Source organism: Streptomyces sp. NBC_01549, assembly GCF_026339955.1.
Taxonomy (GTDB): Bacteria; Actinomycetota; Actinomycetes; order Streptomycetales; family Streptomycetaceae; genus Streptomyces.
This window is the reverse complement of sequence record NZ_JAPEPW010000001.1, coordinates 4,486,600-4,498,851: the sequence shown is the minus strand read 5'-3', so window position 1 is coordinate 4,498,851 and position 12,252 is coordinate 4,486,600. Positions and strand designations below refer to the sequence as shown.

Here is a 12,252-nt window from a genome sequence, read left to right as displayed (position 1 = left end):
GTCCCGGACGCCGTCCGGCGGGATAGCTAGCTGCATACACACCAGTACGCCCACCCCCACAGTCAGAGGCGAACCTTGAAGCGAATCATGGCCGTTTACGGAACCCGTCCCGAAGCGATCAAAATGGCCCCCGCTATCGAGGCACTACGCGAATCGGCCGACTTCGAGCCACTGGTCGCGGTCACCGGGCAGCACCGGTCGATGCTCGACCAGGTGAACCGGCTGTTCGGCATCGCGCCCGACTACGACCTGGACATCCTCACCGCCGGACAGACTCTGACGGACATCACCAACCGCACGCTGCACCGGCTCCGGCCGGTTCTCGAGAAGGAGCAGCCGGACGCGGTGCTCGTCCAGGGCGACACCACCACCACGCTCGCCGGTGCGCTGGCCGCCTTCTACCAGAAGATCCCCGTCATCCATCTCGAAGCGGGGCTGCGAACGCGAAGCAAGTACTCGCCCTACCCCGAGGAGATGAACCGCCGGCTCACCACCCGGCTGGCGGACCTGCATCTGGCACCGACTTCGAGCGCACGGCAGAATCTCCTGCGCGAAGGAGTCGAAGAGAAGTCGGTCGTCGTCACCGGCAACACGGTCATCGACGCCCTGCTGAGGACCCTGGCCCGCACTGCCGGCCAGGTGTCCGACCCCACCGTTGGGCTCCTGGAGACGGACTCCCGGCGAGTCCTCCTGGTCACAGCACACCGCCGTGAGTCCTGGGGCGAGGGCATGGAGTCCATCGGTGGCGCCCTCGCCTCACTGGCCGCGCTCCATCCCGACCTGCTGGTGGTCTTCCCCATCCACCGCAACCCGGCGGTACGGGCCGCCATCCTGCCCAAGGTCGCGGGACTGGAAAATGTGAGGGTCGTCGAGCCGCTGGACTACGAGGGCTTCGCTCATCTGATGAACCGTGCGCACCTGATCCTCACGGACAGCGGTGGTGTCCAGGAGGAGGGACCGAGTCTCGGCAAGCCGGTACTGGTGATGCGCGAGGCCACCGAGCGTCCCGAGGGGGTGACCGCCGGCACCGTGGCGCTCGTCGGCACGGACGCTGCGCGCATCGTGGCGGAGGTGACACGGTTGCTCCGAGACCCCGGGGCACACGCGAAGATGGCGCAGGCGGTGAATCCCTATGGTGACGGGCTCGCGGCGGAACGCACGGTTCAGGCCCTGGGGCACTGGTTCGGACTGTGCGAGGCGCCGGCGGACTTCACCGGTACGGCGGTCACGGCCGCCGCCGCGACGACCGCGGACGACCTCCCGGCGCAGTCCCGTCGGCCCGATGCAGCCGCCACCGACCTCGAAGCGGACGGGCTCCGGTTCTCCCTCTCGGGCAGTGGCAGCAACCTGTAGGGAGGTCGCCTGAAAAGCGCCGAGCGCGTCCGGAGAGCGGGGCAGCTGTCGTCGCCGTGGGGCCGGGCAGCTCGCGGAGCCGTCACGACGGTGTGGCCGCCGCACGCCACCGCCTGGTGAGCGGTCGCGGCCCGAGCGCCCCGAAGCTGCCCGTGCCCCGCGGTACGGGCAGCGAGGTACTTCTCGTACACGATGCCGTCGTTGTGCGTGAAGACGTGGCGGGCAGCCCAGGTTTCCAGTCGGCGGCCCAGGCGCGGCGACAACAGCGTCCCCGTCCTGCTCCCGACCTGCGCCCGCCGCATCCTAAGCCGGCTCGCCGAGCTCCAGCATCGCGTCGAAGCGCCTCAGCGGTTGCCGACGACGCTCCCGACCCAGAGTGACCGCTTCCCGAATTTCGGGACGTTTTCGGGAAGGCCACCCGTCAGATGCCGGACAAAAGCAACTCCAGCCACACTGTCGCCGACTCGGCCAGAGGGTCCAGCAGCTCCCGCGCAACCACTCTGCCAGGCTCATCAAACCGCCCCTAGCGAGTAGCCGGGAGGGATCTCACCTCCCGGCTCTCTCAGAACCGTGCGTGAACCTCTCGATTCACACGGCTCCCATCACCCGGTCGTTCGAGGCCGGAGGAGTTTCCAGTGGGCGAAGAGCCCCGGGTAGAGCTTGGCGGTCTTCTCCAAGCCCTGCCATGCCCGGCTCCGGCGACGCCGGAGCCGCTTGTACTTCTGCACGGCCCATCGCATCAGATACTGATCGATGCCCTTCAGGCTCGGGACCAACGCGGACGGATAGAACCGCCCGTAGTAGCTGATCCATCCCCGCACGACGGGATTGATCTCCCGTGCAAGGTCTGCCAGGGACGACCCACTGCGCAAGTGCAGCCGCCATCGGCGGATCTGCGCCCGGATGCGCTTGGCCGCCTCGTCGCTGATCGCCGGGTTGAAGCCGAAGAAGTAACTCCCCGTCCTCGACCGGACTTTCCGCGAGCGGAACGTGTACCCGAGGAAGGTGAACGAGACGTGCTCGTACGAACCACGCCTCTTGCCATCCTTGCAGTACACGATGCGGGTCTTGTCGGGATGCAGCCGCAAGCCCCCGCACTCGGCCAGCCGCTGGCCGATCGCCTGACGCACCTGGTGCGCCTCGGCCTCGGTGCGGCAGTGAACCACCATGTCGTCGCAGTAGCGCTCGAACCGGACACCCGGGAAGACCCGATCCATCCAGGTGTCGAACGCGTAGTGCATGAACAGGTTCGCCAACAGGGGCGAGATCGCCGAGCCCTGGGGACTCCCACGATCCCGCGCGACCAGTTCGCCACTCTTGTGCCGCAGCGGAGCCTTCAGCCAGCGCTCCACATACAGCAGAATCCACCGCTGGTCGGTGTGGTGGGCCACCGCCTTGAGGACCAGGTCGTGGTCGAGGTTGTCGAAGAACCCCTGGATGTCGATATCGACCGTCCAGTTCGTCCTCCAGCACCGCTCCCGACAGGCCGCGACCGCGTCCAGCGCGCTTCTGCGCGGCCGGTATCCATAAGAATCGGGGTGGAACATCGGTTCCACCTCCGGCTCCAGGACCATGGCCGCCGCAGTCTGCGCGATTCTGTCCGCGACCGTCGGCACCCCGAGAACCCTGACCTTGCCCGATCCCCCAGACTTGGGGATCTCCACCATCCGCACCGGCGGCGGGAAGTAGCTGCCCGACGACAGGCGATTCCACAGTTTGTAGAGGTTGCCCCGCAGGTCAGCCTCAAACCGCTCGATCGACTCGCCATCAACCCCGGCCGCTCCCCCGTTCGCCTTGACCCTGAGATACGCCTCCCAGACCACATGCTTCGAAATCTCGAACGACTTCAGCCCACTCATCCGGCTCCTCCCGGGAACTCCGGTTGACCGCCAAGCAGACCTGGATGATCCGTCCCCTTCGCTCCACCCGCATTACCGGGCTTCCTCACTACTACGAGACGGTCTGCCCCCGTGCCCCGCGTCAGTACTCCGCCCCTTGCGGTGTTGGCCGCTTGGGGATCTCCCTCTCGGCGCCGGCCCCACGGACCAGCAGCAGTATCGGGGCGACAGGTTCTCACGTTCCATGCAAGAGCCCAGGTCAGGCTCGCGCCGCCTACATGCCGGACGCCATCCGGGCAGTCAGCAGGCTCCCCCCGGACTTGTCCCAGAGCCCTGGTCTCGCCCTGGTTTCGACGCCACTGGAATTTGTTACGACACGTCATCAGCGGTTCGCTCCCGCTCGCCTTCCTGACCCACACCTGACGCGATCAGGTCGCGCCTTTTCCCGCAGCGCTCACCACGAACGGCACTTAACCGACGCAGCCTGCGGTGGTTTGAAGCCTCCCCCTGCAGGGCGACCCCGGAGGACCTACCTCCATCTCCTGCACAGCACCGCTTCCAGAAGCTCCTACATCGACGCCTCCTTCAGCGTTCGTGACACACGACCAGCAGAAACGCTCTCCCGATGGATGGGAGGGCGTGGTGTAGGCGCCCCCGGCAGGACTCGAACCTGCGGCCAAGCGCTGAGAAGGCGCCTGCCGTGTTCGCCAGGGATGGGTCACTGACCTGGGCGGCTACCCCTTCCGCCGGCGGCTCGTCACCTGCCGTCGACACACATTCGACACGGGCCGGAGCCGGTCTACGGCGCTTACGGCTCTACGGCCGCCGGTAGGCCGACGGGTCGACACCTGTTTCCGGCTTCCTGCTGAAGGACACGTAGGCGGGGTGCTCAGGGTCTCCCACCTGCATGAGGGCGAAGAGATCAAGGTCATGATTCGCGAACCTGTGGAGGTACTGGAGGAACAGCTCCAACTCCTCGTCCGACAGCCGCTCATCGTGCCTCTCGTTTCGCATGACGTCACGATACGAGCCGAGGGACTACGACCTTGACCCGGAGCTGTCCTGCTAGCGGTTGACGGGGATCTCGTAGACGATCTCGCAGTGAGCGGCGGGCACCACGAAGAACAACAGCCGACGACGTTCCACCACGGTGCTAGGCGCGCGGACAGATCATGCGCGCATGTGCCTCGCCCCCCCAGCCTCAGCCACGCCATTGGGCTTGTCATTGCCCGCCGTAAGCCGCGACGAATGTACGACAATCGCCGCAAAGCCAAGAAGAGACATAGGTAAACGTGCTACGGTTATTTCATCGAACTCGCTGGGGCCGCCCACAGGAGGAGATTCCCTCCTGAAACGGCTGGAAAATGACTGACAAGGCGACATCGAGCGCGACTAAAGGAGAGATCTCATGCCCATGCCACAATCCATGCGCGCGCTCGTAGCCGGAAAGGTCGGCGAGCCGGCCGATGTCCTGCGGCTGGAATCCCGGCCCATCCCCACGCCAGAGGCCGGTCAGGCGTTGATCCGCGTGAAGGCGACTCCGATTCACGCCAGTGATCTGCACGTGCTGCGTGGCCGCTACGGTTTCTCCCCCGAGTTTCCCACTGTCGGGGGTCACATGGAATGCGTGGGCCGTATTGAGGCCCTGGGCCCGGATACCGAGGGACTGAAGATCGGCGAGCGCGTGGTGGCCGTTGCTGTCCCGGCGGTACCCGGGCCGCATGTGGCCGGCACTTGGCAGGAATACCTTGTTGCCGATACACGAAGGCTTCTGCCGGTCCCCGACCATCTGAGCGACTCCAGCGCCTGTCAACTCGCCGTCAACCCGTTGACCGCGCTGCTCCTCGTGTCTCGCGAACTCGACGTACAGCCGGGTGAATGGTTGTTGCAGACGGCCGCGGGCTCCACCGTCGGCCGGCTCGTCATTCAGCTGGCCAGACATCTGGGTATTCGCACGATCAATGTCGTGCGGCGGCGCGATGCCGTCGAGGAGATCAAGGCGCTTGGTGGTGACGAGGTCATTTGCACTGAGGACGAGGACCTGCTGCAGCGTGTGGCCGAGATTGCAGGATCGACTGGCGTGCGCAAGGCCATCGACTGTGTCGCGGGCCACGTGGGTGCCCAGGTATCCCAGACATTGGCTCCGGGAGGAGAGGTCGTGGTCTACGGCGCGCTCTCTACCCATCGGCAGACTGACCCGGCAGCACTGACGATCCCGCTGCTGGCGCGCTCGGTTATCTACGAGACCAAAGCAGTCCGTGGCTTCTGGCTGAACCGCTGGTTCGGCACTGCTTCACCTGCGGATGCACTGCGCGCGCTGTCCGAGGTTCGCAGTCTCGTCGCTGATGAAGTGCTGAGCATCCCCCAAGGCGAGCCGTTCCCGCTCGAACGCTTCACTGAAGCCATCTCGTTCGCCGAAGCACCCGCACATGGCGCAAAACCGCTCTTCGTCTTCGAGGATGGCCAAGACCAAGACGAAAGGTAGGACGCGGTGGGTGTGTCAATTTAACGGCTGATCTTGGTTGTTGAGGTGCCAGTTGTCGCTCGGCGGGGTCAGGCGCCCCGCGAAGGCGATCTGGAAGGCATCGAGTGGGGCCTTCCAGCGCATGGTCCATCGCTTGCGGCCCTTCCCCGTCGGGTCCAGGGACGCCGGTCAGGCGGCGCTGCCGCTTCTTGACGATCTGCGGCTCGAAGGTGCCGGCGGTGTCGCGGGGCACCTTCATCTCGACCGGGCCGACGTCGGTCAGCACGGTCTTGGACCGGGTGCCGTTGCGGCTGTTGCCGTTGTTCTTCCCGGCCGGATCATGTTTCTCGTAGCCGACGTGGTCGGTGATCTCGCCCTCCAGGGCAGGCTCCAGCACCCGCCTAGTCAGCTGCTGCAACAGCCCACCCTCGCCCGGTCAGTTGCAGCCCCTCGTTCCGGGCCCGGTCAACCAGCATCGCAACGAGCTGCTCGTCCGACACCGCACTCGACGGCGCCTGAACCACCTGCTCCGCCTGTTCGTTCTCCACGGCGGTCTCCGTCATCAGACGCATCTCTCACCTACAAGGGCGCCCGGAAGACCACGTACACCGTGCGTTGGGTGGTCGCGGACAAGCGCTGGCGTGAGCCCTTCGGGACTGCCACCCTCGCCGAGGGCTTCCGCTCCGAACTCATCCGGGCAACGGGGAAGGGCGAGGCCTTCGTCATCGCCACCGGGCTGCCGGTGTCCCACCACTCCAAGTCGGCTTCGATGACCTGGTACACGTTGGCCGTCGAGTACGTGAATGCCCGTTGGCCGGAGCTCGGCGGCAACAGCCGTAAGAACACAGCCAAGACCCTGACGGCGGCCACCATCGCACTGCTGCGCGTCCAGCCGACCCAGTTCGCCCCGGTGCCCGTGCGGACCGCGCTGCGCGAATGGGCGTTCGACTCGACCCGCCATGCGGACGCCCCGCGAGAGACGTGGTGACCATTCTCAGGTGGGTGGAGCGCAACTCTCTGCCGGTCTCGGCCTGGGAGGAGGCAGAGAGAGTCGATGGGGCCCTGCGAGCCGTCGACACGCGCCTCGACGGTAAGCAGGCGGCGGCCTGGTCCAGGAAGCGCCACCGCCGGATCCTCAACGTCGTCATGAAGCATGCGATCCGGCAGCGCGTCCTGCGGAGCAACCCCCTCCCCAAGGGGAAGGAGTCAGCGGCTGTCACCAAGATTAGCAACGCCGTGGACAAGCGGTCCTTGCTGAACGCGGACCAGGCGGCGGCGCTCTTCGACTGGATCCGGCGCCGGCCCCGTGGAGGACAGCGGCCGCACGCGTTCTTCGCCCCGTTGTACTACTGCGCTCTGCGACCCGAGGAAGCCGTAGCCATGCGCGTGCAAGACGTGACGCTTCCCAGCCTCGACGCCGGGGACCAGTGGTGTGAGCTGCTGATCCACACGGCTACCCCGGAGATCGGCAAGCAGTGGACAGACACCGGAGAGATTCACGAGGAACGTGACCTGAAGGGCCGCGCCGAGGGCGAGACACGCAGCGCGCCGGGGCATCCCGCGCTGACGCGCATCCTGCGACAGCACATCGAGGACGAGCAGCTCAAGCCCGGTGATCTGCTGTTCCGAGGGGAGACGGGCGGCCCTCTCGCGGGTTCGGTCATCCGCCGGGCATGGCGCAGCGCACGCAAGGCCGTCCTGCCCCCCGCACGTCTTCGAGTCGCCCACAGGGCGGGCGTATGTACGACAACCGGCACACGCGCCTCACGAAGTGGCTCAACGACGGGATCCCGCCCGCCCAGGTGGCGGAATGGGCCGGGATCAGCGTCCCCGTGCTGCTGGCCACCTGCGCCCGGTGCGTCGACGGGCAGCTTCCCGATCTGAAGAAGCGGCTCGAAACCGCCGGGGATCTTCCCGAGCCGCCCGGCGCCGGCTGAGCGCTTCCCAGCCGAGAATTTCGACACGTATTCGACACGGCCACCCGCGAAAACCCGGTGACAGCCGGACAGCCCCGGAGCTTTTCCTTGATCCTCGAGGGGGCGCCCGGGGCTTCTCCGTGTCGAGTGGCACCCGCCCTGACCAGCAAAAAGCCCTCCCGATGGGAGGGCTCTCAGTGGCGCCCCCGGCAGGACTCGAACCTGCGGCCAAGCGCTTAGAAGGCGCCTGCTCTATCCACTGAGCTACGGGGGCCGGGTGTGGTGGCCGGTGTCGTGGTGCCCGGGTGTGGGCTGATCCGTGGCCTTGCCGGGGACAAGGATAGGGCTCCCAGGTCCTCGTCCCTGGCGCTTCGCCTCCGTGGCTCAATGTGGAGGTTCGGTGAAGCGGTCCTGATAATCGCAGGCAGGTACGAATCGTGCACCGCTTTTGGCGTCTCGCGCATCGGGTGTTGTGCACTCGTTATGCCTGCGCCCCAGTCGTCCCTTCCGCCCCGTGTGTCCTGTCGGCGCGCAGACATAGTCATATGCTTCAGAAAGCCTCCAAAGTTGGGCATTCTTCACATGTGGTGACCTTGGACGTACGGCCTCAGCTGCTCGACGCACTCTCCGCCCTGCGCGACCGTGTCGCCGCCGCGCGCTTCCCGCTGCCCCTGGCGGGGGCTCCACGCGCGCGTGCCAACCGCGACGAACTGCTCGCACAACTAGACGACTATTTGGTGCCCCGGTTGAGGGAACCCGAAGCACCGCTTCTCGCCGTGATCGGCGGGTCGACGGGGGCGGGGAAGTCCACTCTCGTCAACTCCCTCGTGGGACGCCGGGTCAGCGAGGCCGGCGTGTTGCGGCCGACGACCCGCACACCGGTACTGGTGTGCCATCCGGAGGACCATCACTGGTTCAGCGGAATGCGGGTGCTGCCCGACCTCACGCGCGCGTGGGTGCCCCATCAGGAACCCGGCGACGACCTGCAGGCCCTCATGGAACGCGGGGAACAGGTGCTGCGCATCGAAACCGTCGACACCCTCCCCCGGGGTCTCGCCCTCCTCGACGCGCCCGACATCGACTCCCTGGTCGCCGACAACCGCGTACTCGCCGCCGAACTGATCTGCGCCGCCGACATCTGGGTCATGGTGACCACGGCCGCGCGGTACGCCGACGCCGTGCAGTGGCATCTGCTGCGTACCGCCAAGGAGCACAAGGCGACCCTGGTCACCGTTCTCGACCGGGTGCCGCACCAGGTCGTGTCCGAGGTCTCACGGCAGTACGGCGCCCTGCTCACCAAGGCCGGGCTCGGCGAGGTGCCCCGCTTCACGGTGCCGGAGCTGCCCGAGTCCGCGTGGGGCGGCGGACTGCTGCCGGCGACCGCCGTCGCACCACTGCGCACGTGGCTCGTCCACCAGACGCAGGACCCCGGGGCCCGGCACGAGGCGATGGCCCGTACGGCCCAAGGAGTCCTCGACTCGCTGAAGTCCCGGATGCCGGAGCTGGCCAGTGCGTCCGCCGCGCAGTACGCGGCCGCGCTGCGGCTCACCGCCGCCGTCGACGGGGCGTACGACAGCGAGCACGCGCGCGTGAAGGGGCGTCTGCAAACCGGCGCCGTGCTCTCCGGCGACGCGCTCAAACGGTGGCGCGCCTACCCGCTCGACTGCACGGCGGATGAACTGCTCGACTCGCTCGTCGAGAGCCTGGCCGCTCTTCTGCTGTGCGCCGTCACGGCCGCCGACGAACGCGTGGACGACGCCTGGCGGCGCGAACCGGCCTCGGGGGCGCCGGGGCTGACGGACCGCGATCCGACGCTGGAGAGCGCCGAGCATCGGATCGGGGTGACCGTAAGGCGTTGGCGGCGGGTCCTCGAGGAGTACGCCGAGGACGAGGTCGGCCGCCTCGACAAGAGCATGGCGCCGGACGCCCAGGTCGCGGCCGCACTGGTGGCCACCACGCTTCTGGGCGGCCACAGGGCACGGAACGCGGGCGAGGGGCTCGCCGAGCGGCTCGGCGCGCACGGCGCCCTGCGGCTGCGCGAGCGGGGCGGGCGCCTCCTCACCGAGTACCTCGACAGGGCCCTGCACACCGAGCGCGAGCGCCGTCTCGCCCCGCTCGACGCCCTCGACGTACATCCAGAGCACCAGGCCGAACTCATCGCCGCGCTGTCCGTACTGCAGAAGGAGAGGTGACCACGGTGACTGCCGTCACAGACCACACGGATCACGCCGACCACACCGGAGACGAGTCACCCGAAGACGGCACGTCCGATCCCGGAAAGTCCGATCAGGACGTGCCCGGTCACAGCGCGTCCAGTCACAGCGCGTCCGACCAGGGCACGTCCGACCAGGGAAGTCCCGAAAACGGCCGCCCTGAAGGCTCACGTTCCGAGGCCGACCCCCCAGAGGCCTTCGCCACGAAAGCCGCGGACGGCGAGCCCACCGCCGGGGAAGCTCCCCTGGAGTACGTGACGAAGGCGGAGCCGGAGGTGGAAGCCGAGGCAGACCCGGAGGCGGAGGCGAAGACGGCGGCGGAGGCAGAACCTGGGGCGGGGACGGAGGCGGAGTCGGATGCGGAGGGCGCAGAGACGGCCCAGGAGGTCACCTTTGACGCCCCGCTCGGCGGCGTGCGCGCGCACGTGAAGGACGACACCGGGCACGCACGCGTGAAGGCCGACGACGCCTCCGCCCGTACCGAGCCGGAGACCGCCTGGGACGACGGGCTGATCGCCCGGCGCGTGTCCGAGTCGACCATCGGCCATGAGGCACCGGCCCCGTCCCTGGTCATCGAGACCAAAGCCGTCGTACAGGCCCCGCCGCCACCGCTCGCGTACGACGGGCCCCTGAGGTCACGGCTGGACGCGCTCCGCGAGCTGGTGGGGCTGTCGCGCGCCCGGCTGGACAGCGGGACGCTCGCCGAAGCCAGCCGGGTCCTCGACGAGGCGGCGGTGCGCCGCAAGCTGTCCGGTGAGCACACCGTCGTCGCCATCGCCGGAGCCACCGGCAGCGGCAAGTCGCAGCTCTTCAACGCCCTCGCCGGGGTGGCCATTTCGGAGACGGGCGTGCGCAGGCCCACCACCGCGGCCCCCATCGCGTGCAGCTGGAGCGACGGCGCGGCGCCCCTCATCGACCGGCTCGGCATCCCGGGGCGGCTGCGCAGGCGTCCGCTGCAGAGCCCCGAGGCGGAGGCGCAACTGCGCGGCCTCGTCCTGGTGGACCTGCCCGACCACGACTCCGCGGCCGTCCAGCACCGCGAACAGGTGGACCGCGTCCTGGCGCTCGTCGACGCGGTCATCTGGGTCGTCGACCCCGAGAAGTACGCGGACGCCATGCTCCACGAGCGCTATCTGCGACCCATGGCGGGCCACGCGGAGATCACCTTCGTGGTCCTCAACCAGGTCGACCGGTTGCCCGGCGAAGCCGCCGAGCAGGTCCTCGACGATCTGCGGCGGCTGCTCGACGAGGACGGGATCGCGCTGGGCGAGTACGGCGAACCGGGCGCAACCGTGCTCGCGCTGTCCGCGCTCACCGGGGACGGCATCGGCGAACTGCGCGAATCGCTCAGCCAGTTCCTGGCCGAGCGGGGCGCCGCCGCCCGACGAATTTCGGCCGATCTCGACGCGGCCGCCATGCGGCTGCGGCCCGTCTACTCGACCGGGCTGCGCACGGGGCTCAGCGAGGAGGCACGCGACGAGTTCGCGGACCGGCTCGCGGACGCGGTGGGCGCCACCGCGGCCGGCCAGGCGGCGGAGCGCGCGTGGCGCCGCAACGCCAACCGCGCGTGCGGCACCCCCTGGCTGCGGCTGTGGCGCTGGGTCCAGGACCGGGGGGACTCGACGACTGGCCGGCTGCCGGTGCGGGCACCCGCGGACGAGGAGGCCACGGCCCGGCAGCGCGTCGAGCAGGCCGTGCGTACGGTGGCGGACCGGGCGGCCCGCGATCTGCCCACGCCCTGGGCGCAGGCGGTGCGCGAGGCGGCCGTGCGCGGTGCGCAGGGGCTGCCGGAGGCGCTGGACGAGATGGCGACGCGCGCCACGACGCCGGCGGGGCGGCCGCCGCGCCCGGGCTGGTGGCCGGCCGCCGTGCTCGCCCAGGCCTCGATGACGATTCTTCAGATCATCGGCGGGCTGTGGCTGCTGGGGCAGATCATCGGGTTCATGGCGCCGAACCTCGGGGTGCCGGTGCTGTTGATGTTGGCGGGCATCATCGGAGGCCCGGGCGTCGAGTGGGGCAGCAGGATGGCGGCGCGCGGACCAGCCAGACGGTACGGGCTCGAAGCGGAACGGCGGCTGCGCGAGGCCGCCGCCGGGTGCGGGAGGGCGCGGGTACTCGATCCGGTGGCGGCGGAGCTGCTGCGGTATCGGGAGGTACGGGAGCAGTACGGGCGGGTCACAGGGGCGTCGGCGCCGGTCGCATGACGCGGAACCACTCCATGGGCTGATGTGTCTCCACCCCATCGGGTGACGCGGTTGTCCACAACCGGCCGGTACCCCACAGGGCTCAGCGGGCTCGGCCCGACGAAGGCAGTCTGAACTCGCGGCGATCGCAGCGCATGCGAGCGCAGAGCGTGTGAACGCAGCGCATGCGAACGCGGAACACGTGCTCGTAGAGCACGTGACGCAGAGCACGTGACGCAGAGCGTGCGCTCGCCGCGGCAGACGCATTCGTACGAGAGAGGGGTC

General features: G+C 68.6%; 8 protein-coding genes, 1 tRNA gene and 1 pseudogene. 6 read left to right on the top strand and 4 right to left on the bottom strand.

Annotated features, from left to right (window positions below; translation table 11 throughout):
- Positions 1–87: 87 nt before the first annotated feature.
- Positions 88–1,353 carry a non-hydrolyzing UDP-N-acetylglucosamine 2-epimerase gene (gene wecB / locus OG819_RS20040; RefSeq protein ID WP_323138130.1) on the top strand — a complete coding sequence of 422 codons (1,266 nt, stop codon included), beginning with the start codon at positions 88–90 and terminating at the stop codon, positions 1,351–1,353.
- A 602-nt stretch (positions 1,354–1,955) separates the two neighbouring features.
- On the opposite strand, the gene ltrA is transcribed toward wecB, so the two are convergent.
- Both ltrA and OG819_RS20030 read right to left on the bottom strand, forming a co-directional pair.
- Positions 1,956–3,212, bottom strand: a complete 1,257-nt coding sequence (gene ltrA, locus OG819_RS20035; protein ID WP_266649880.1) for a group II intron reverse transcriptase/maturase — start codon at positions 3,210–3,212, stop codon at positions 1,956–1,958.
- 795 nt (positions 3,213–4,007) lie between these two features.
- Positions 4,008–4,205, bottom strand: a complete 198-nt coding sequence (locus OG819_RS20030) for a hypothetical protein (protein WP_266650732.1) — start codon at positions 4,203–4,205, stop codon at positions 4,008–4,010.
- A gap of 394 nt (positions 4,206–4,599) precedes the next feature.
- On the opposite strand from OG819_RS20030, the gene OG819_RS20025 reads away from it, so the two are divergent.
- Complete coding sequence (locus OG819_RS20025) at positions 4,600–5,676, top strand: zinc-dependent alcohol dehydrogenase family protein (protein ID WP_266650731.1); 1,077 nt, start codon at positions 4,600–4,602, stop codon at positions 5,674–5,676.
- A 160-nt stretch (positions 5,677–5,836) separates the two neighbouring features.
- Here the strand turns inward: OG819_RS20025 and OG819_RS20020 are convergent.
- A pseudogene (locus OG819_RS20020) lies at positions 5,837–6,131 on the bottom strand (transposase); the annotation flags it as partial.
- A gap of 143 nt (positions 6,132–6,274) precedes the next feature.
- Here OG819_RS20020 and OG819_RS20015 point away from each other — a divergent pair.
- Both OG819_RS20015 and OG819_RS20010 read left to right on the top strand, forming a co-directional pair.
- Positions 6,275–6,643: a hypothetical protein gene (locus OG819_RS20015; RefSeq protein WP_266650730.1), complete on the top strand. Its 369-nt coding sequence runs from the start codon at positions 6,275–6,277 to the stop codon at positions 6,641–6,643.
- A gap of 751 nt (positions 6,644–7,394) precedes the next feature.
- Positions 7,395–7,592 (top strand): hypothetical protein, encoded by a 198-nt coding sequence (locus OG819_RS20010; RefSeq protein ID WP_266650729.1) that lies wholly within the window; start codon positions 7,395–7,397, stop codon positions 7,590–7,592.
- 177 nt (positions 7,593–7,769) lie between these two features.
- Here OG819_RS20010 and OG819_RS20005 read toward each other — a convergent pair.
- A tRNA-Arg gene (locus OG819_RS20005) sits at positions 7,770–7,845 on the bottom strand.
- A 310-nt stretch (positions 7,846–8,155) separates the two neighbouring features.
- Here OG819_RS20005 and OG819_RS20000 point away from each other — a divergent pair.
- On the top strand, positions 8,156–9,763 hold the full coding sequence (locus tag OG819_RS20000; protein ID WP_266650728.1) for a dynamin family protein: 1,608 nt from the start codon (positions 8,156–8,158) through the stop codon (positions 9,761–9,763).
- Positions 9,764–9,768: 5 nt separating this feature from the next.
- Entirely contained in the window at positions 9,769–11,988 is a 2,220-nt protein-coding gene (locus OG819_RS19995; RefSeq protein WP_266650727.1) for a YfjP family GTPase, read from the top strand.
- Positions 11,989–12,252 lie beyond the last annotated feature (264 nt).